This window comes from Sphingomicrobium lutaoense (genome assembly GCF_014195685.1).
In the GTDB taxonomy this organism is placed as follows: Bacteria; Pseudomonadota; Alphaproteobacteria; order Sphingomonadales; family Sphingomonadaceae; genus Sphingomicrobium; species Sphingomicrobium lutaoense.
Genome location: NZ_JACICF010000001.1, coordinates 426,007 through 446,303, shown reverse-complemented (window position 1 = coordinate 446,303; position 20,297 = coordinate 426,007). Strand labels below are relative to the sequence as shown.

The window sequence follows — 20,297 nt, the reverse complement described above, 5'->3', positions numbered from 1 at the left end:
GCGCACGCCCGGAATGGACGCGTTACCAGATCATCCCATCGGAAGGGTTCGCCACCGCTTCGTCAAGTTTTTCGATCGCTTCCTGCGGCGAATGGGCCAACAGAAGCTGTCTTCTCCGGTCCTCGGACAGGAAGCCCTGCCGCGTGACCGTATCCATGAAACCGTCGAGACCGTCCCAGAAGGCGCCCACGTTGAGCAGGCAGAAGGGCTTGGAATGATAGCCAAGCGCATTCCAGGTCCAGGCTTCGAACAGTTCGTCGAGCGTGCCGATGCCGCCCGGCAGGCAGACAAAGGCATCGGCCAGGTCAGTCATCTTGGCCTTGCGTTCGTGCATGTCGGCAACGCCGTAGAGTTCGGTGCAGCCTTCATGGGCCACTTCGACATCGATGAGCGCCTGCGGGATGACGCCATAGACCTTGCCGCCATTTTCGAGCACGCGGTCGGCGACGATGCCCATGAGGCCGAGCTTTCCCCCGCCATAGACGAGGTCGATGCCGTGCGCAGTCATCACGTCGGCCAGTTCGCGCGCAGCCTCGGCATAGGTGGGATCCGCCCCATCCTTCGAGCCGCAATATACCGCGAGTTTGCCGATATTCTTCACAGTCCCACCTTTTCGCGCATGTCGCCGTCGGGGCGCGCGCCATAGCGTGAAATCACGTCGGCGGCGGCCCTGCCCCCCGTGAGGAGGCAGCGTTCCAGATCCAGTCCCTTTGCCCGCGCGACGAGGAAGCCTGCCGCGAACATGTCGCCCGCTCCGGTGGTATCGAGCACCCGTTCGGGCGGCGGGGCGCTGATGTCCACGCGCTTTCCCTGCTCGAGCGCCAGTGCGCCATGTTCGCCGCGGGTCACCACCAGAGTGGGTACGCGCGCGGCAAGATGCGCGAGCGCATGGTCGAGGTCGGACGTCGCGGTGAGCATCATCGCTTCATCCTCGTTGCAGAAGAGAAGGTCGATCCCGCCTTCGTCGACCATCTGGGTGAAGCGGTCCTTGCGCTCAGTGATGCAAACGCTTTCGGACAGGGTGAAAGCGACTTCGCGCTGCGCTTCCTTGGCGATGTCGACCGCCTTCATCATCGCGGCGCGCGGCTTGTCAGGGCCGAAGAGATAGCCTTCGAGATAGAGGATCGCGCTGTCGCGGATGAGATCGGGATCGAGCGTGTCGGCAGTGAGTTCGTGGCTGGCACCGGGCGATGTGTTCATCGTGCGCTGCCCGTCGGGCGTGACGAGGATGAGGCAGCGTCCGGTGGGCGGGCCGCCGGTCAGCATCGGCGTGTCGAAATGGACGCCGAAGGCATGCATGTCATGTTCGAAGATCAGGCCCAGCTGGTCTTCGGCGACCTGGCCGATGAAAGCTGCCTTGCCGCCCATCGCCGCGATGCCCGCCATCGAATTGGCCGCCGAACCGCCCGACATCTCGCGGGCCTGGCCCATTGCCTCGTAGAGGCGGTCCGCGGCCTCGGGCGAAAGGAGCTGCATCGACCCGCGCGGCAGCCCGTGGGTGTCGAGAAACGCATTGTCGCAGGACGCAATCACGTCGACGATGGCATCGCCCATTGCAACGATATCAAAACGCGTGTCGCCCATTGGCCCCTAAGTCTGCGAAGATGCGGGAGGAAAAGTTGCGCGTGACTAGCCAGACCATGCCCGAGCGTCAATCAAAAGCCTTGGCATTCGCGCCAAAGCCGCTAGGCCTTACGCGCATGAACGACCAGACCGCTTCGCGCACGATTCCGCTTTCCCTGTTCCTCTTTGCCGTCTTCTATGGCGGCATGGTCTGCATCGCAGGCGTGCTTGCCAACAAGCAGGTGGCGCTGGGGCCGCTGGCGGTCGAGGCGGGTATCTTTGCCTTCCTGATGCTGGTGGTGACGTCGAGCGCGGTGACCGAGCTTTACGGTGCCGCGGTGGGGCGCAAGCTGGTCTTCTTCGGCTTCATCCCGCTCATCATTTCCTCGCTCCTGACCTATTTCATCCTCGCGCTTCCCGCGGCGGACGAAATGGATCCGGCTCGGCTGTCGGCCTATGAGCTCATTCTGTCGTCCACGCCGCGCATCTGGATCGGGGGGATCATCGCCTATGGTATCTCGACGCTGCTCAACGTGTGGATCTTCGACAAGATGCGCCGCCCGGGCGGCTCTCTTCTGTGGCTGCGTTCGGCGGTGGCAGGGATGCTGAGCCAGGCGCTCGACACGCTGATCTTCATCTCGATCGCTTTCTACGGCGTCTTCCCGATCCTCGAACTGATGCTGGGGCAGATGCTTGCCAAGGTTGTGCTGTCGGCAATCGCCTTCCCGCCGCTCATCTACGGGATGGTTGCGCTGGCACGGAAGATCGATGCGCCCCAGGTGACGAGCGAAGCGGGCTGAGCGAGGGGCGCCTAGCGCGCCTCCTCCCCGATCGCCGCCAGCCCTTCGGACAGGGCGGCGCGGGAAATCGCGCCCGAATGCACCGAGTGGACCGAGCCGTCCGCCGCCACGAAGATGGTAGTCGGGAGCGCGCCGCCATAGGTTTCGGCAAGCTGCGCCGCAGGATCGATCAGCAGATCCTCATCGTCGAGACCGACCGAGCGGGCGAACTGCCTTGCCTGCTCCGGCTCCTCGGCCATGTTAATGAAATGGAAGCGCACGTCCTCGCGTTCGGCGGCCATGTCGCGCAGCAGAGGCATTTCGGCGCGGCAGGGTCCGCACCAGCTCGCCCAGAGATTGATGACCGCGGGGCCTTCCATGTTCGCGGGGAATGCGAGGCCGCGACCTTCCATGTCGGTCAGGAGGACCGTGGGAAGCGGCGGCGGCGGGCGGCGCAGCGCCTCGAGCGTCAACAGGCTGGCCGCTGCGACCAGGGCAATGAGGAAAAGAAAGCGCAGGCGTGCCGCGCCCTTGGACTTCCAGATGGCGACCACGGCCGCTGCGGCGATGCCCCAGTCGATGCGGAAACCGCCTTCCCAGACCTTGAAGATGGCAATCGGATCGATGCGGAAGGCATCGAAATGGACTACGACATAACCGATCCTCGCGAACAGGAGACCGGCGAGCATGACCGCCCAGGCGGTTCGGTCCGCGCGCTTGCCGAACCAGTTTTCGCGCGAGCCGATGACGAGGAACAGGAGGATCGCGGCGAGCGCGATCAACCGGTCGGCAGCTAGCGCCAGCGGGCCGATATGGACGATACCGGTCATCGCGTTTTCGTCATGCTGGCCTGCAGTCCGGTCAAGCGAGCGCTTCCATTTCGGCGACCAGCCGTTCGAGGCGTCGGGCGCTAATGCCGGGCAGCTTCTTCGCGAAAATGTCGGCAAGCGAGCGATAATACCAGAGCGTGCCTTCCTTGCCGCCGTTGAAGCGGCCCCAGACCTGTTCGCCGTGCGCGTGAAGATCCGCGACGATCGCTCCGGCATTGTGGGTCTTGTCCGCTAGCCCGACCGCGAGCGATGCCTCGGGCTTTCGATCCAGCGAAGCGAGATAGGCTTCCTTTCGCGCGCGCCACGGGGGCTTGGGCTGCGCATCGGTATCGGTGCAATGATCGACCATCTGTGCGACCCGAGGCCCGAAGCGTTTCTCGATGTCAGCGAGGCGCGGTGCGCCGCCCTGGTCCTCGACCGCGTCGTGGAGCAAGGCGGCGATTGCCTGATCCTCGTCGGCGCCATTCTCGATCGCGATCGAGGCAACGCCTAGCAGGTGGGAGACATAGGGGATGTCCGTGCCCTTGCGCCGCTGTTCGCGATGCGCCTCGCTTGCATAGACGAGAGCCTCGTCGAAACGTCGTGTCAGCATGCTGATCTCCTATCGGCGCCCCAAGCTGGGCGCGTGGAAAGTCGGTGATTGACGAAAAGATGGCAGATTGCCAAATGGGCCGCCTGGAATTGGCGGGTGTAGCTCAATGGTAGAGCAGGAGCTTCCCAAGCTTAAGACGAGGGTTCGATTCCCTTCACCCGCTCCATTTCCCTGAAATCCGATTAGTCCTGGTCGCGGTCGAGGGCGGCGTCCTTGCCGACCGTCAGTTCGACGCGGCGGTTGGCGCGTTGACCTTCCACATTGTCGCTGCCGTCGGGGAGATAGTTGGGCTGGGCCGGATTGCCTTCGCCGAGGCTGATGACGTGAATGCGTGCCTTGTCCACGCCCCGCTCTTCGAGAAAAGCCGCGACGGCGCGCGCCCGCGCTTCGCCCGCGCGAAAATTGGCCTCGTCGCTGCCGACGGTGTCGCTATGGCCGGTCAGGCGGATGGGCAGATCGCTTTCGATCAATGCTTCGTCGACGAATGCTTCAAGTGCCTCGCGGGCTTCCTCGCTCAAATCCGCTCCACCATCGGGGAAGCCGACAAGAAGCTGGCGCGGCCCCTGGGTCACTTCGGATTCGAGCGGCTCCATTTCGGCGCGCACCTCCTCGCGGAGGATCGACTGGGTGTTGCCGGTTTCGTTGACGAGGCCATTGTCGGGCGAGGCATCGCGATCGTCGCGGTCGGCGCAGGCACCGAGCATCAGGGCGGCAATCATCGCGGGTACAAATCGGGCGGTCATTTCACTTCCTCGCTCTCGTCTTCTTCTTCGTCGGCCTTGTCGGTTACTTCGAGGTGCAGTTCGGGCGTGCCGGGCGGACAATAGGCAACGATGATGTCGCCCGGCCGGCCTTCGGGCTGGGAGGCATGGGTGATGAAGCGCAGCCGCCCGTCTTCGCGCAGGATGAACAGCAGGTCCGCCTCTTCGGGCAGGCGCGACAGGGCGTCCTTGAAATCGTGGCGGATGGTGAGGTCGATGGCGCGCAGCGTCCAGCCCTTGGTCTCGGCGGCGGCGACATCCTCGACGCCATGGCCCTTAGAGAAGAGCGCCCTGCCCCGCAGCGATTCGGACAGAGCGTGCGGGTCGTCGCCTGCCGCATCGCCGAGCTGGTAGACGGCGTCCGAGCCGATCTCGTGCGCGAACTCGCTGCAGACCAGAGCGTTATAGGCTTCGTTGTCGGTGGTCGCGACGAGCGCCTGGAACTGCGCGAAATCCAGTTCGTCCTCGGTCGCCTCGGAGAGGATTTCGCCATGGAAGATGGGGATGCCCGCGGCGCGCGCGGGGCCGAGCCGCTGCCAGCCGGTATCGGCGATCGTCACCGGCACCCCGAGGCGCAGCAGCATCTTGGCGAGCGAGAAGGAAAAGCTCTGCCCGCCGACAATCAGCACGCCATTCGAGGGGCCGCCGTGCAGGCCCAGGATGCGCGCCAGCGGCTTGATCGTGAAACCGTGCGCGATGATCGTCGCGGCGACCACGGCGAAGGCGAGCGTGACCAGATATTGCCCGCCCTGATAGCCGATTTCGTCGAGGCGCAGCGCGAACAGGCCGGTGATCGCGACCGCCACGATCCCGCGCGGAGCGATCCAGCCGATGAAGATCTGTTCGCGCCATGGCACCTTTGTGAAGGCAAGGCTGATGAACACGGTGAGCGGGCGCACCACGAACAGCAAGGCAAGGAGGAAGAGGAACCAGCGGCCCTGGAATTGCGCCAGCGCGTCGAGATCGAGCGAGGCCGATAGGATGATGAACACGCCCGAGACGAGGAGAATGGTGATATTCTCCTTGAAGGGCAGATAAGTGCGCGCGCTCGACAGTTTCATGTTGGCGAGTGCGATGCCCATCACCGTCACCGCGAGCAGTCCGGTTTCCTGCTGGATGAGGTTGGAAAGAACGAAGGTGCCGATGACGAAGACCAGCAAGACCGGCGCTTTCAGAAATTCGGGAACCAGGCCGCGTGGGAAGGTCCAGCGCACCGCATAGGCCGCGCCATAGCCCATCGCGCCTGCGACGATGATCGAGAAGAACAGCCCGATCATGTTGTCGATAAAGGTCGAGCCTGCCTGCGCCTGCACCAGATATTCGTAGGTGATGACGGCGAGCAGCGCGCCGATGGGGTCGTTGACGATGCCTTCCCATTTGAGGATCGCCTTGGGGCGCTGGGAGAGATTGGTCTGGCGCAGGAGCGGCATGATGACGGTCGGGCCCGTCACCACGAGAATGCCTGCGAAGAGGATCGCCACCGGCCATTCGAAGCCCGCGATATAGTAAAGCGCGGCCGCCCCCGCGGCCCAGGCCACGGGCACCCCGATGACCACCAGCCGCTTGATCGCGTCGCCAGCCTTCTTGAGCTCGGAAAATCGCAGGCTGAGCCCGCCTTCGAACAGGATGATCGCGACCGCCACCGAGACGATGGGTTCGAGAAGCGCCCCGAAATCCTCATGCGGGTGGAGGAGCCCCGTCACCGGACCGAGAATGATCCCCGCGATCAGCATGAGGGCGATAGCCGGCCAGCCGGTGCGCCATGCGACCCATTGCGCGCCGATGCCCGCGAGGCCGATCAGCGCTATCGCGACGATAAGATGATGTTGGTCCAAAGAGGGTGCCCCGGCTTTCTTCTGAATTCCTGCAGTTAACGGAACAGAAACGCGCCCGTTCCGATTGCCTGTTCATGAGCCAAGGATCAAGCAGGCCCCCTGCCCGCCACCCGGTCACGCCCGACGGACGCTATTTCGTGGTGCGCGGTCGTTTGTGGCGGATGAGCGATCCTTCGCTGCCCGAAGAAAAGCGGCGGGGGCTGGTGACCGAGTTGATGCGGGCACGCAGTGCCAAGGGCCGGGCGATGGCCGCGGGCGATGCCGCGGCGCGCGAGAAAGCACGGCAAGCGGTCGATGCGGCCAAACATGCGTTGGGCGAGCGGGGCGATCCCTGGTGGGACGATGGCGCGCCCGACTACAACCGGCGCATGGCCGAGAACACGCCGTATGCCGACTGGTATCGTTCACTCGAAAAATAATCGCGTGCGCCTGTAACCGGACCCAGAGCGCGCACGAATGGGAATAAGGCAGCTTGGGCCCTCCCGCCGGCTGCTGTGTCCGGTCCCCGGAGGTTTCTGCCCCTCCCCCGCTCCATACCCGAAAGGGTCAGATGCCGCCGGGGACACTCGGAAAACCGGCGGTGTCGAGCTTTTCCGCCAGCTCGTTCGCGCAGCGCTTCGCCACTTCGCCATCTTCGGCGCGTACCACGAAATTGGAGCCGACCCTGCCGTCCTTGAAGAAGGGATAGCTGCCGATCGCGGTGTCGGGATAGCGCTTCATCACTTCGCGCAGCATATCGGCGACCTCGCTTTCGGGAACGAAAGCACCGACCGTTTCGGAGACGAGCGGATTGCCGCCTTCCAAGGTGCCGGTCAGCCCTTCGAGCATCCCCGCGGTGATGTGGGGGATGCCCGCCATGATGAAGATGTTGGCGACCTTGATCCCGGGAGCGCCCGAAACCGGATTGGGAATGAGGTCGGCGCCCTCTGGCACCCGCGCCATGCGCAAGCGGGCCTCGGTCAGCTCGCCGCCGATCCTGGCGTAATAATTCTCGAGCATCGCGCGGGCTTCGGGATGTTCGACGACTGGCACTTCGAGCGCCGCGGCGATCGCATCGACCGTGATATCGTCATGCGTTGGGCCGATGCCGCCAGTCGTGAAGAGATAGTCATTTTCGTCGCGCAATTCGTTGACCGCCTTGACGATCTTTTCCTCGACATCGGGCACCACCCTGACCTCGGCGAGGCGTATGCCCTGCACGTTGAGCCATTGCGCGATCTGGGCGACATTCCGGTCCTGCGTGCGGCCCGAGAGGATCTCGTCCCCGATGATGCACAAGGCAGCGGTGTAGATTCGTCCCATGGCCGCATCCATGCCCGAAAGCGGAGCGGTCGGGAAGGCCGGGAGGGCCTGCTTTGCCCCTGAAAATCGCGCTTGACGGCTCCTGCCTCGCAATCGGCGGCAAGCTCGCCTATATCGCGGCCATGACCGAATATATCCATGTCGGGCCCGAGGACCGGGTCGAGCCGAAAAATGGCGTGATCAAGCTGCATGGCCCCGAAGGCTTCGAAGGCATGCGCAAGGCCGGACGGCTTGCCGCCGAGATCCTCGATGCGCTGGTCGCCCATGTGGTGCCGGGCGTGACCACGGGCGAACTCGACAGCATCGTCCATTCGATGACCCTCGATGCCGGCGCGGTGCCCGCGACACTGGGTTATCGCGGCTATACCAAGAGCTGCTGCACCTCGATCAACCATGTCGTGTGCCATGGCATCCCCTCGGACAAGAAGCTCAAGGACGGCGATATCGTCAATATCGACGTCACGCCGATCCTCGATGGCTGGCATGGCGATACCAGCCGCATGTATTTCGTCGGAAAGCCCAATGTGAAGGCGCAGCGCCTTGTCGCGGTGACCTATGAATGCCTGATGCTCGGCCTCGAGCAGGCGAAGCCCGGCAACCGGCTGGGCGATATTTCGCATGCCATCCAGAGCCATGCCGAAAAGCATCGTTATGGCGTGGTGCGCGATTTCTGCGGCCATGGTCTCGGGCGACTGTTCCACGACAGCCCCGAAGTGGTCCATGCGGGCCGTCCCGGCACGGGTCCCGAACTCAAGCCCGGCATGTTCTTCACCGTCGAACCGATGATCAATATCGGCCGGGCCGACGTGAAGCTTCTCGATGACGGTTGGACCGCGGTCACCCGCGACCGCTCATTGTCGGCCCAGTTCGAACATTCGATCGGGATTACCGAAGACGGTCACGAGATTTTCACCAAGAGCCCCAAGGGCCTCGCCAAGCCGCCCTACGCTTAAGCGGCGGCGACGTCGCGCTGGGCTGCGTCCCAGCGGGCGGTGAGTTCGCGCGCGGCATCGACATCCTCGGGGAAGTCGACTTCGCCCCATTCATGGCCCTGGATGTCGAGGGTGTGGATATCCTCTCTCTGCGCGAGCTGGTGGATCACGCGCAGATACCAGATGGTCGTGCCTTCCTTGCTGCGGATGGCCTCTTCGACCGCGCGGCGGAAGCGTTCGGCACCATCGCCGCGGAACGCGAGCAGTCCGATCGATTCGGCATTGACCGCCCGCATCGGCAAGCGCTTGCCGATGGCGTGGAGAAGGCCGTCCTGGCCGGTGACGACCTTCATGTCGTCATCGTCATAGGAAGGCTTGCGGTCGATGGTGACGCAGATGCCTTCCTGCCGGTTTTCGAGGACCGCAGCCATCAGCGCGTCAGAGACCAGCGTGTCGCCGTTCCAGACGAGCGTGTCGCCTTCGAGCGCGGCGCGGGCGACATAGAGGCTGCCGAGATTGTCGGCGACCTTGAAGAAGGGATTGAAGATCGTCTTCACTTGCGGCCCGCCGGTGCGGCGCGCGAGCGATTCCTCGATCCCATCGTCGCGAAAACCGGTGACCACCGTTACTTCCTCGACGCCATTCTTGTCGAGCGTGTCGAGCTGGCGGTCGAGAAGCGTGCGGCCATTGAATTCGATCAGGCACTTGGGCCGCTCATGGGTGAGCGCGCCCAGCCGTGATCCCTGGCCGGCGGAGAGAATGATCGCTTTCATAACCTTGCCCTTTGACGGGCAATTGCGGCAGGCTTTGGGCAAGAAAGACATAAAATGGCGTGGATTTGCGCGCCAAAGCCCCTTTGCGGCCTGCCTTTGCACGGCTATTCGGTTGGCGGGCAGCCTTGGAGATATGATCCCGTGAAAAAGATCGAAGCCATCATCAAGCCCTTCAAGCTCGACGATGTGAAGGATGCCTTGTCCGATGCGAGCGTGTCGGGCCTGACCGTCACCGAGGTGAAGGGGTTCGGCCGCCAGAAGGGGCATACCGAACTCTACCGCGGCGCCGAATATGTGGTCGATTTCCTTCCCAAGGTGAAGGTCGAGGTGGTGGTCGAGGAAGACCAGGCCGCGCGCGTGGTGGAAGCGATCGAACATGCCGCGCGCACGGGGCGCATCGGCGATGGCAAGATCTTCGTTTCGACCATCGACGAGGCGATCCGCATTCGCACCGGCGACCGCGACGTGGACGCGCTTTAAGAGAAGGGCCGATGACCAGCGATCCCCGCCTCGCCTCGATGAGCCCCGACGAATTGCGCCGCACAATGCGCGCGCTGGGCTATCGGACGCAGGGCCAGCTGGCCGAAGCGATCGGGGTCAGCCGTTCGGCGGTGAGCCTGTGGCTCGAAGGCAAGGTCGGGGTGCCGCGTCCGGTGGCGATGCTGCTCCGGATGCTGTTGAGCGCCCAGCGTCGTTCCTACTGATTTCCCGCACCATCGACCGAAAGGCTGAAGACGAGGCGGACATGCAGGCCTTCGTCGAGCCATTCGCGCTCGTAGCTGGCGCCCAGCTGCCGCACCGACATGTCGATCATGCGCGAGCCGAAACCGCTGCGACGCGTGCCTTCGTTCGGTTGGGGCACGGGGCCGCCCTTTTCGCGCCAATGCCATTCGACGCGGACGCCATTGTTGCCCACCGGCTCGGCGGTCCAGTGGATCTCGACCGCGCCGTCATCGACTGACCAGCTGCCATATTTGATCGCATTGGTGGCGAGTTCATGGACGATCATGCCGATGGGGGTGATCTGGTCATTGGCAAGCTCGACCGCGGGGCCGTCGATTTCGAGCGTGCGGCGCGGATCGTCATAGGGAGCGAGCGTTGTTTCGAGCAGCAGTTCGAGGCTGGCGGTCGGACGGTCGAGCGCGCCCTGGCTGACTTCATGCGCGATCGACAGCGCCTGAATCCGCTCACTGACCTTTTGGGCGGCGGCCTGCACTTCCTCCTCGCTGCGCAGCGTGCTGCCGACCACCGCCTGCACCACCGCGAAGATATTCTTCACCCGGTGATTGAGTTCGCGGGCCAGGAGGTCGGCCTGTTCGCGCGCGCGGCGATCGCTTTCGGCGCGGCGGGCGGCCCGTTCGGCGCGGAGCATCCGCATCGATCCGAAGAGTCCGATCGCGAGAAAGGCAAGAACGAGCGCCGAGAGGATCAGGATGATCGGCTGGGTGCGCGCGGCGGCGCGTTCGACCGCTTCGAGATCGTCGGCGAGCACCGATTGTTCGTGATTTTCCATTGCTTCGGTGACCGAGCGGATCTCGTCCATCAGTTCGAGCCCGGTATCGGTGTCGACCCAGCGCATTGCGTCCTCGCGCTGGCCCTGGCGAACGAGGTCGACGCCGATTTCCAGTTCGCGCATCTTGGAAGTGACCGCGCGGCGCAAGCGAGCGAGGCCGTCTTCCTGTACCTCCGAGGGGTAAGGGCCGATCCGGTCTTCCAATTGCTCAAGAGCAGGGAGCGCCACGTCGGCCCCACTGCGGTAATTTTCGAGATAGCGTTCGTCGCCGGTGAGAACATAGCCGCGCTGGCCCGCCTCTGCATCGGTAGCGGCGCGCTGCACGTTGCGGAGTTCGGCGAGGATGTCGTTGGTCTGGCCAACCTGGTCGCGCAGCTCGCGCTCGGCCTCGAAGGTGGTGACCAAGGACAGGACGATTCCGGCAATAGCGGCGGCGACGAGGAGCAGGAGGATGAGGCTCGGTACCCTCGGGCCCATCAACAAAAGGCGGCGCATTTGCCAGCGCCCCGGCACGATTTCCCTTGGCATGATGGGCGAACGAGAATTGGCTTCAATCGTTCCGGCTGCGCATCGCCCGTGAATTGTTCACCGCCGCCGCAATCGCGCTTGCCGGGAAGCGGCCTGCGTGGAATCCCTTCGCAACATCGCGGGCCGACGGGCGTTGGCTGGCGAAACCCTCATCGAGATGGAGCAGGCAGTATCATGGCGACGCAGGCAAAAGACGTACTCAAGCGGATCGAAGACGAAGAAATCGAATATGTCGACCTGCGCTTCACCGACCCCAAGGGAAAGTGGCAGCATCTCTCGATGGTCGCCTCGGCGCTTGACGAGGACCAGCTGGCCGACGGCTTCATGTTCGACGGCTCTTCGATCCAGGGCTGGAAGGCGATCAACGAAAGCGACATGATCCTGCGGCCCGACCTCGACGCCCTTTATGTCGACCCGTTCATGGCGACCCCGACGCTGGTCCTGTTCTGCAACGTGGTCGATCCGGCGACGGGCGAACTCTATGCACGTGATCCGCGCTCGACCGCGACGCGCGCCGAGGCCTTCCTCAAGAATACGGGCATCGGCGACACCATCTATGTCGGCCCCGAAGCCGAATTCTTCATGTTCGACGACGTGCGTTTCTACGACGGCTATAATGGCAACGGTTTCAAGATCGACGACATCGAACTGCCGACCAACGCCAATCGCGAATATGAGAGTGGCAATATGGGGCACCGCCCGCGCGAGAAGGGCGGCTATTTCCCGGTCGCGCCGGTCGACAGCGCGTCGGACATTCGCGGCGAGATGGTCTCGACCATGCTGGAAATGGGCCTGCCGTGCGACAAGCATCACCATGAAGTCGCCGCCGCGCAGCACGAACTGGGCCTTACCTATGGCGAACTGACCGAGACCGCCGACCGGATGCAGATCTACAAATATGTCGTCCACATGGTCGCCCATGCCTATGGCAAGACCGCGACCTTCATGCCCAAGCCCATTGCCACCGACAATGGTTCGGGGATGCACACGCACATGTCGATCTGGAAGGACGGCAAGCCGCTGTTCGCGGGCGATGGCTATGCGGGGCTTTCGGAAACCGCGCTCTATTTCATCGGCGGGGTGGTCAAGCATGCCCGTGCGCTCAATGCCTTCACCAATCCCACCACCAACAGCTACAAGCGGCTGGTGCCGGGCTTCGAGGCGCCAGTCCTGCTGGCCTATTCGAGCCGCAACCGTTCGGCATCGTGCCGGATTCCCTATGGCGCGGGCGAAAAGACCAAGCGCGTCGAATTCCGCTTCCCCGACGCGATGGCCAATCCCTATCTGGCCTATTCGGCGCTGCTCATGGCGGGCATCGACGGGATCCAGAACCGCATCCATCCGGGTGAGGCGATGGACAAGAATCTATACGACCTGCCGCCGCAGGAACTGGTCGATGTTCCGACCGTGTGCGGATCGCTTCGCGAAGCGCTTGTCGCTCTCGACAAGGACCGCGAATTCCTTACGCAGGGCGAGGTGTTCACCGACGACCAGATCGATGCCTATATGGAATTGAAGTGGGAAGAAGTGATGCGTTGGGAAACCACGCCGACCGCCGCCGAATTCGACATGTATTACAGCGCCTGATCACGGGCGGCTGTTAAATTAACATTCAATCGCAGGATTAACCGCGATCCTAAAGATATCGTAACCCTTGCGGGACTAGGTTGCGCGCGACCGAATTCCGCAAGGGTTGTCATGTATGAACAGTTTTCGCCAGCGTATCGGCCAACCGCCCGCAAGGGATGACGACGGCCCTCTTCTTCCCCGGAAGGGTAACGGGCAGTCGCGTTTCGACGATCTCACCTCGGTTTCGATCAAGCGTAGTGCGAATCGCGGTGGCAACACGCGCGGCGGCGACCGTCACCGATTGAAGGCCGAGCAGGTCGTCCTCGTCACACATGACCAATGCGAACATGTTGCCGATCTCATCAATGTCAGCCAAGGCGGGGCGATGATCCGCTGTGACCTTGCGCTGGAACTGTGGCAGCCGGTGATGCTCGATTTCGGGGACGGCGGCTTGGTCGAATGCGCAGTGCGATGGCTGCGTGCCGACCGCGCGGGACTGGAATTCACCGCCGAGACACAATTCGGCTGCGATCCGGCAATGCGCGACAGCATCCTCCTGTCGACCATCCGCAAGAGCTTCCCCCAGCATGCGGTGCGCGATATTGATGTGGGCCAGTCCTCGACCGGTGGAACGCACAAACGACGGCGCGCGGGTGGCGAAACGCGGGTTGCCAAGCGTCACCCGCTGATCTGGTCGGGCAGCATCCATTACGAGCATGACACGCATCAGGTGCGGCTGCGCAACATCTCCGAGACCGGGGCGATGATCGATTGCGGCATCGGCCTGCCGGTCGATGCGGGTCTGCTTCTCGACCTTGGCGCAGCCGGGCAATTGTTCAGCTTCGTTTCCTGGTCGCGGGGCGGACAGGCGGGGCTGATCTTCGAGGAGCCCTATGATGTGGCGCGGCTGGCCGATGCACGGCCCGAAGTCGCGGGCCCGCCGAGTTGGACGGCGCCCGACTATCTGCGCAAGACGCCGCCGCCTTCATCGCCATGGGTCGATCATTGGATGCCCGCCTCGCTCGACGAACTGAGCGAGGAATTGGAAGGCTTCATCAAGCGCTAGGCGCTAATAATCCTTGGAAATCCGCACGTTGGCGCCTGACCGGTTGATGCTGTCGATCGCCGCGAGGATCGACAGCCATCGCGTGACCTGGAACTCGGCCTGGGTGGCGGTATAGCCCTGTCCGTCGCTGATCACTTCGACGAATAGGCGGCGAGTGATATATTTGCCTGCCGCGACCGCGGTCTTCTGGCCCGTCGCGACGTCGGCAGGGAGGATGCGCAGGCGGTCGAGCCCGATCGCTTCGCGGATCGAATTGATGGGGTCGAGGCCCCCTCCCCCGCCGCGCAGGCTGGCGACCGCGACGCCCAGTTGCGCTGCCTCGGCGACCGAGAGATTGGTGATCGAGGTGCCGAACAGCAGCCGGGCGAGCAGTTCGTCCTCGGGCAGAGCGGGCACGCTCGTGAAGCTGATTTGCGGATTGAGGCCGGTGCCCGCGACCGCGACCGTGGCGGTGAGATCGCGAAGCTGCGATTCCGCGACGATATTGAGCAGCGGATCGGGCGGGTTCTGGCCGCGAAAGCGGATCTCGCCTTCGGTGAGATCGAAATTGCGTCCCGCGAAATTATATTCGCCGCGCCGCAGGGTAGCGACGCCCCTCAGCCGGGGCGCGAGAATGGTGCCGCCGATCGCGAGGTCGGCGCGCCAGCTGCTGTCGATCCCGAGGCCGCGGACCTCGAGCGGGCCCCCCTTCACGTCGAGGTCCAGCGCCCAGGGCGCGAGGCTCGTTCGTTCGATCACTTCCTCGGGTGGAAGGCCCCGCTCGACCACCTCGATGCGCGGCACCGCGGCGACCGTTCCGGCACGCCCGAGCGTGAACTTGCCTTCGTCGAGGCGAAGATTGCCGCTGATCGTGCCGCCATTGCCCGAGGAGCGCACGCGGATCGGCCCCGTCACCGAAGCGGCGATGTCGTCGCGGGCAAGGATCGCCGCCTTCTGCGTTTCGAACGACAGGTCCATCCCCACGCCCGCCGGGCCGATGATGACCTGTCCCGCGCCGCTCACCGAGCCGCCGCCGGGGGTCGCACCGCGCAGGTCGGCGATCCGGAGGCGCGAGCCGTCGAAGTGGCCAGAGGCCTGCACCCCTCGCAGCACCATGCCGGTGACCGGGCTTTCCAGCCGCGCGCCTTTCAGCTGCACGGCACCCGAGATGTCGGGCGACAGAAGGCTTCCGCGCACGTCGAGCGCCGCGGCCATGGGGCCCGAAAGATCGAACAGTTCGAAGCCCGACAGGCGCCAGAGCGTATCGGCGGGGCCATCGTAGCGAAGCTGGGCGACAATTGGGGCGCGCATCAGGTCGGCGACGAGATCGCCATTGCCCAGCGGTGACAGCCGCGCCTGTGCGCGGCCGATCCGCTTGCCGTCGAGACCAATCACCGCGCGCATACCGAGCTGGTCGGGTTCGAGCTTGGCCTTGAGAGCGACATCGATGGGGCGCGAAGCAAGCACGAGGCCCGAGCGGCTCAAGCCCTTGATCTGGAGATCGGCATTGCCGCTGCGGCGCGGCCCGAGGTCGAGGTCGAGCGAGCCGCTCGCCTTGCCGCCGAGACCAAGATCGGGATCGGCAAGGTCGAAGATCGAGAGCGGCAGGTCCTTGAGCGAGGCATCGATCCGCGTCGTTTGCCCGAAGCGCCCGGCAAGGCTCGCCTGCCCGCCTGCATAGGAAAGCCGCGCGGAGGACAGTAGCCAGTCGCTGCCGTCGCGGCTGAGCACGGCGTTGGCGAGGCGGATCGGCACCCGGTCGAGCGCGCCCTCGCCCTTCAGCGCGATCCGGTCGGAGGCGATCGCGGCGTCGAGATTGAAATTGAAATTGGAGCCCGGCAGGCCCGCGAGCCGGGCCGAGACGCTGCCCGTGCCGTCGCGCAGCGATCCCTGCGCTTCGACCCGTCCGAAGGTCATGCCGGCGATCCGCGCACGGCGGACATCAAGCGTTCCCGCCACCTGCATTCCGCCATCGGGCGTGAGAAGCAGCCGTGCATCGACCCGCCCGCTGGCGAAGCGCATGGCGGGCGGACCCGGGAAGTCGGCCTGGTCGAGAGTGAGGTCGAGGTCGATGCGCTGCCCTGCCTTTATTGCCTTCAGCGTGACCGTGCCGCCGACTTCGCCGCCCTGGAGCGCGAGTTGTCCGTCGAAGCCCCCTTCGACGATGGCGATGCTTCCCGAGCCGCTGCTGCCCGCGAGATCGAGGCGCGCGATCTCGATGCGGGCATCGCGACCTGCCGGCAGAAGAATCGCGCCCGTCGCGGCAAAGGGGCCGAAGCGCGATCCGCCGCCCGAGGTGAAATCGAATCCCTCGCGGGTCGGGCGCAGCGTCATCGCGACATCGTTCAGGCCCAGCGCTTCATTGGGACGTTCGAGCCGCAGGCTGATTTCAGGCCGGGCGATATTGCCGTCGAGGGTGACCTCGACCGGGCCATAGCCCGCCTGCTCGCCCCGCGCCTCGATGTAGAAAGTGCCGTCGCGGCGGCGCAGGCCGTTGCCGCGCAGATTGACTTCCGGTGACGCGAGGCGAAGGTCGCCGAGGCGCAGAATGCCGTCAGGCCCGAGCGATATCTGCGAGGTCAGTGTCGGATTGCCGCCGGTAAGACCACGGAAGAAGCCATTGTCGAGGCGGCGCACGTCGACCCGCACCGGCCCTGCCAGCCGGGTCCCGCCGCCCGGCGCGGGGCGCACCGAAAGGTCGGCGCTGATGTCCATGCGCCCGATGCCCGGCAGTTCGTAACCCGCCATGCGCCCGTCGATCGCGACGTCGAAATCGCCATTGGACAGGTCGAGCGACAGATCGACCAGCGCGCGCAGGCGTCGCGTCTGAAGCCGCGCGTCATCGGCGCGGATGCTGGTGGGCGAGACCTGCAGCAAGGCTTCGAGTTTCACCGCGCTGAAGATGTCGGTGACCAAGTCGCCCCCGCCGCTCACCCGTGCGGCGGTCAGCGTGAGCGGGACACGCACCGGCGGCAGGCCCCAGCGGCCACGCCCGTCGGCCTGCCAATTTTCGAGGCGGTAAGTATCGATTTGCGTCGCCGCGCCGCGCAGGCGGTAGGTGAAGGCCATATTGTCCATCGGCCCGTCGAGCGTGGCGGCAAGGCGCACTGGCTGCCCGCCGAGCGTGGGCAGAAGCGCGGAGGGACGCTTGAGCTGCGCCGCGACGCGCACATCTTCGTAGCGATTGTTACCGAGATCGACCGCGCCGCGCGCCACGAAGTCAAGCGCGGCGCCGCGCAGCGAGGCTTCGCCCGAGAGGCGGCGTTCGTCGAACCGCCCAGTCGCATCGATCCTCTGCGGCCCTGCGAGAAGGCTCTTCAGCGTGCCGTCGAGGAGGGCGGCGGGCCTTGCGGTGCCCGTGATGCCATAGTCGCCATTGCGCGCGGTGAGCGCCAGGTCGGCAAGCTGCACTTCGCCCATCATGATGTCGGCATTGCCCGACCAGTTGGCCCAGTCGCCCTTGCCCACCAATGCCAGTTCGGCGTCGGCCGGCAGGCCAAGAAGCCCCGCGAGCACGCCGTCGGCGGGTGCGACCACCCGCGCGCCGAGGTCGAGCCGGTTGTCGTCGGGCGATGCGTCGAGCCGGATGGCGAGGCGGTCGCCGCCTTCGACCGCGGCCTTGAGATCGACGAGCGCCCGGCCCGCGCGAATGTCCACGCGGCCCGCGAGTTTGCCGCGCCGCTCCTCTCCACCGATTGCGGGACCGATGACCATATCATTGATCGAGAGCTTGCCGATGTGGATGTCGAAACCCGGCAGGATCGGCCCCTCGCGCCGGGAGGGCCTGGTCACCGGAAGCCGTTCGAGGCGGACGGTCTCGGCGCTTAATTCGTCGATGTGCAGCTTGTTATAGAGCCAGGCGAAGGGCGCCCATTCGAGGGTGATGGCAGGCGATGTGAGGAAGACGCCCTTGGTGTCATGCACCTCGACATTGCGGAGTACCGCGCGGTCGTAGATCGAGCCTTCGATGCGTCCGATCCGCACCGAAAGGCCCGAGGCGGTCTCCATTGCCGCGATGCGGTCGGCGAGGAAGCGTTTTCCCGGTGCGCTGTCGATCGCGGCGAGGGCGAGCGCGAAAAGCCCAGCAAGGATGAGCAGGAGCCAGCCCGTTTCGCGTGCCAGCCGACGATACCAGGGCTTGCGCCGTGGGACGGCGGATGGCGCCTCAATTTCCTCTTCGGCCATCAGAAAGCCTGTCCCAGCGACACGGCGACCGCCACCGCGGCATCGCCTTCGCGCGGGTTGAGAGGAGTACCGACGTCGATGCGAATGGGGCCGAAGCTGGTATAATAGCGAACGCCGATGCCGGCGCCGAAACGGAAGTCGCGATGTCCGGGCCAGGGATCGCGCGAGACGCGCCCCGCGTCGATGAAGGGCACCACGCCCCAGCTTTCATTGAGCCGGTAACGCACTTCGAGCGCGACTTCGGTCAGGCTTCGTCCGCCGCTCGGATCGTTGAAGAAGGGGTCGCGTGGGCCGATCGCCTGATATTCGAAGCCGCGCACCGAGCCGCCTCCGCCGCCGTAGAAACGGCGCGAGGGCGCAATGTCATCGAGCCCCGCGCCGAAGATCGAGCCGACGCGCGCTCGACCCGCCAGGATCATTTTCTCGCCAACAGGCTGGTAGAGGCTGCCATCGATTTGCGCGCGCAGATAGGTGCGCGTGGAGCCGTCGAGGCTGACTTCGGGACTGACCCATCCGCCGAGGCGGAAACCTTTGCCGGGATCGAGCAGATCGTCGCTGCCATCATAATGGAGCCGCAGCGGAAGCGCGCCGATGAAGAAGGTTTCGCGGCGGCTGATGATCTCGGGATCGGTCATACCGGGCGGAGGTTCGAGCACGATCCGGTCGGTTTCGTCCGACGCGATGAGTTCGACCCCCGCCGAATAGGTCCAGGGCTTTTGCCAGATGAAATTGCTGCTGCGTTCGACGCCGGCGGTGAGGACGACCGTATCGGCATTATAGGCGGGACGGTCGATGCTGCCCGCCAGCGCCGAAAGCGAGAGCGACTGGTCGCGGCGGCGCCAGTTGCCGAAGCGCATACCGAGTGCGGCCAGCTGTTCCTGCGTGCCGAGCACTGCGCGGGCGGTGAAGGCGCCTTCGGGATTGATGAGGTTGCGATGTTCCCAGCTTCCCTCGATGCGAAAGCCCTCACCCGTATTGTAGCCGACCGCGCCCGCGATGGTGCGCGGGGGCGCGGGCTGGAGCGTCACGACGAGATCGATGACCTCGCCATCATCGCTCGCCTCGGGTTCAATATTGACCGAGGCGACGAGCCCCGTCGCGACGAGCGCGCGGCGCAGGTCCTGGACCAGCGAGCGGCGATAGGGATCGCCGGGGTCGAAGCGCGCGATGTCGGCGACATGCGAAGCGGGAAAGGGCGGCCTGCCCTCGACCCGGATCTGGCCGAATTGGGAGGCCGGACCCGGAGTTACCGGAAGCACCAGCGTAGCCGTGCGGCGTTCATGGTCGATGACGACCTGCTGTTCGCCGATGCGGGCGCGAGCGAAGCCTTCTTCGCCAAGCGCAAGGTCGAGCGCGGCGCCTGCGTCTATAACTGCCTGGGCATCGACCGGATCGCCGGCCTTGACCGCAAAGGCCTCGCGGAGCCGTGGTGCTGCCTCGCCTGCCGCTTCGAGGCCCGGCAGCTCGACCGACTGGAAGCGGTAGAGCGCGCCGGGTTCGGCATCGAGAGTGACCGCCAGCGGAGCGCCTTCGCGCGGGCGGATGTCGGGCCGCACCTCAGCATCATAATAGCCCACCGAGCGCAGCAATTCCTGGAGCAATTCGCGGTCAGCGCGCGCACGGCGGTCGACCTGCACGGCATTGACTGCCTCGCCGTCGCCGGCTTCCAGCGCCGACTGCGCCTCGAAAGCGGTTTCGATCTCGTCTTTCCTGCCTTCGGGAAGGCCCGTCAGCCGGACTTCGTAACGGATCTCGTCGGCGACATCGGTGAGGGCGGCAGGCGTGTCCGACAAGGGCGGGTCGCTGTCGAGTTCGGGCCATTCGAGATCGAGGCCCGGCAAGGGATCGAGCGGGCTATCGACGTCGACCGGAGGAAGCGGCGCTTCCTGTTCGTTCCCGGGAGTGGCGCCGTCCTGCGCATATGCGGGCGCGGCCACCGCGACGACGCCGCACGCTGCCAACAGCGCGAGGTGCGCCGGGGTATGGCTCACAACCGATCCCATCGACTATCGGCTGTAGCGTCGCTTGGGATATGAGGCCAACATTTCGTGAGGCGGGAGCGGCCGTCCTGATCCGCCTTATGGCCCGAC

At 65.0% G+C, this 20,297-nt stretch carries 18 protein-coding genes and 1 tRNA gene; 8 read left to right on the top strand and 11 right to left on the bottom strand.

Annotated elements, in window-relative coordinates; translation table 11 throughout:
* Nucleotides 1-22 precede the first annotated feature (22 nt).
* Both FHS50_RS02190 and FHS50_RS02185 read right to left on the bottom strand, forming a co-directional pair.
* Nucleotides 23-592, bottom strand: a complete 570-nt coding sequence (locus tag FHS50_RS02190) for an LOG family protein (RefSeq protein ID WP_183933853.1) — start codon at nt 590-592, stop codon at nt 23-25.
* Nucleotides 593-597: 5 nt separating this feature from the next.
* Nucleotides 598-1,584, bottom strand: a complete 987-nt coding sequence (locus FHS50_RS02185) for an adenosine kinase (RefSeq protein WP_183932756.1) — start codon at nt 1,582-1,584, stop codon at nt 598-600.
* 116 nt (nt 1,585-1,700) lie between these two features.
* On the opposite strand from FHS50_RS02185, the gene FHS50_RS02180 reads away from it, so the two are divergent.
* Complete coding sequence (locus tag FHS50_RS02180; RefSeq protein WP_183932755.1) at nt 1,701-2,363, top strand: queuosine precursor transporter; 663 nt, start codon at nt 1,701-1,703, stop codon at nt 2,361-2,363.
* A gap of 11 nt (nt 2,364-2,374) precedes the next feature.
* Here FHS50_RS02180 and FHS50_RS02175 read toward each other — a convergent pair whose 3' ends face one another.
* Together FHS50_RS02175 and FHS50_RS02170 are read right to left on the bottom strand one after the other, a co-directional pair.
* Nucleotides 2,375-3,172 (bottom strand): TlpA disulfide reductase family protein, encoded by a 798-nt coding sequence (locus FHS50_RS02175; RefSeq protein WP_183932754.1) that lies wholly within the window; start codon nt 3,170-3,172, stop codon nt 2,375-2,377.
* Between the two features lie 31 nt (nt 3,173-3,203).
* Nucleotides 3,204-3,764 carry an HD domain-containing protein gene (locus FHS50_RS02170; RefSeq protein ID WP_183932753.1) on the bottom strand — a complete coding sequence of 187 codons (561 nt, stop codon included), beginning with the start codon at nt 3,762-3,764 and terminating at the stop codon, nt 3,204-3,206.
* Between the two features lie 92 nt (nt 3,765-3,856).
* On the opposite strand from FHS50_RS02170, the gene FHS50_RS02165 reads away from it, so the two are divergent.
* A tRNA-Gly gene (locus FHS50_RS02165) sits at nt 3,857-3,930 on the top strand.
* A gap of 16 nt (nt 3,931-3,946) precedes the next feature.
* Here FHS50_RS02165 and FHS50_RS02160 read toward each other — a convergent pair.
* Entirely contained in the window at nt 3,947-4,507 is a 561-nt protein-coding gene (locus tag FHS50_RS02160) for an OmpA family protein (RefSeq protein ID WP_183932752.1), read from the bottom strand.
* Complete coding sequence (locus tag FHS50_RS02155; protein ID WP_183932751.1) at nt 4,504-6,360, bottom strand: cation:proton antiporter; 1,857 nt, start codon at nt 6,358-6,360, stop codon at nt 4,504-4,506. The genes FHS50_RS02160 and FHS50_RS02155 overlap by 4 nt, the downstream gene beginning before the upstream one ends.
* Nucleotides 6,361-6,434: 74 nt before the next feature.
* On the opposite strand from FHS50_RS02155, the gene FHS50_RS02150 reads away from it, so the two are divergent.
* Nucleotides 6,435-6,779, top strand: a complete 345-nt coding sequence (locus tag FHS50_RS02150; protein ID WP_183932750.1) for a hypothetical protein — start codon at nt 6,435-6,437, stop codon at nt 6,777-6,779.
* Between the two features lie 127 nt (nt 6,780-6,906).
* On the opposite strand, the gene FHS50_RS02145 is transcribed toward FHS50_RS02150, so the two are convergent.
* Nucleotides 6,907-7,662 (bottom strand): competence/damage-inducible protein A, encoded by a 756-nt coding sequence (locus FHS50_RS02145; RefSeq protein WP_183932749.1) that lies wholly within the window; start codon nt 7,660-7,662, stop codon nt 6,907-6,909.
* 122 nt (nt 7,663-7,784) lie between these two features.
* Between FHS50_RS02145 and map the strand changes: the two genes are divergently transcribed.
* Entirely contained in the window at nt 7,785-8,615 is an 831-nt protein-coding gene (map, locus tag FHS50_RS02140) for a type I methionyl aminopeptidase (RefSeq protein ID WP_183933852.1), read from the top strand.
* On the opposite strand, the gene FHS50_RS02135 is transcribed toward map, so the two are convergent.
* Nucleotides 8,612-9,367 (bottom strand): phosphocholine cytidylyltransferase family protein, encoded by a 756-nt coding sequence (locus FHS50_RS02135; RefSeq protein WP_183932748.1) that lies wholly within the window; start codon nt 9,365-9,367, stop codon nt 8,612-8,614. The two genes, map and FHS50_RS02135, sit on opposite strands and share 4 nt — an antisense overlap.
* Before the next feature lie 141 nt (nt 9,368-9,508).
* Between FHS50_RS02135 and FHS50_RS02130 the strand changes: the two genes are divergently transcribed.
* Together FHS50_RS02130 and FHS50_RS02125 are read left to right on the top strand one after the other, a co-directional pair.
* Nucleotides 9,509-9,847, top strand: coding sequence for a P-II family nitrogen regulator (locus FHS50_RS02130; protein WP_183932747.1), 339 nt, complete (start codon nt 9,509-9,511; stop codon nt 9,845-9,847).
* 11 nt (nt 9,848-9,858) lie between these two features.
* Complete coding sequence (locus tag FHS50_RS02125; RefSeq protein ID WP_183932746.1) at nt 9,859-10,071, top strand: helix-turn-helix domain-containing protein; 213 nt, start codon at nt 9,859-9,861, stop codon at nt 10,069-10,071.
* Here the strand turns inward: FHS50_RS02125 and FHS50_RS02120 are convergent.
* Complete coding sequence (locus FHS50_RS02120; protein WP_183932745.1) at nt 10,065-11,375, bottom strand: CHASE3 domain-containing protein; 1,311 nt, start codon at nt 11,373-11,375, stop codon at nt 10,065-10,067. The two genes, FHS50_RS02125 and FHS50_RS02120, sit on opposite strands and share 7 nt — an antisense overlap.
* 207 nt (nt 11,376-11,582) lie before the next feature.
* On the opposite strand from FHS50_RS02120, the gene glnA reads away from it, so the two are divergent.
* The gene (gene glnA / locus FHS50_RS02115; RefSeq protein WP_183932744.1) at nt 11,583-12,995 is read left to right on the top strand and encodes a type I glutamate--ammonia ligase; all 1,413 of its coding nucleotides are present in this window, start codon (nt 11,583-11,585) and stop codon (nt 12,993-12,995) included.
* A 115-nt stretch (nt 12,996-13,110) separates the two neighbouring features.
* Nucleotides 13,111-14,043, top strand: a complete 933-nt coding sequence (locus tag FHS50_RS02110) for a PilZ domain-containing protein (protein ID WP_183932743.1) — start codon at nt 13,111-13,113, stop codon at nt 14,041-14,043.
* Between the two features lie 3 nt (nt 14,044-14,046).
* Here the strand turns inward: FHS50_RS02110 and FHS50_RS02105 are convergent, their stop codons facing one another.
* A complete protein-coding gene (locus tag FHS50_RS02105) occupies nt 14,047-18,207 on the bottom strand; it encodes a translocation/assembly module TamB domain-containing protein (protein WP_183932742.1) in 4,161 nt (1,386 codons plus the stop codon).
* On the bottom strand, nt 18,207-20,198 hold the full coding sequence (locus FHS50_RS02100) for an autotransporter assembly complex protein TamA (RefSeq protein ID WP_265568887.1): 1,992 nt from the start codon (nt 20,196-20,198) through the stop codon (nt 18,207-18,209). Before FHS50_RS02100 ends, FHS50_RS02105 begins: the two co-directional genes overlap by 1 nt.
* Between the last annotated feature and the right edge of the window lie 99 nt (nt 20,199-20,297).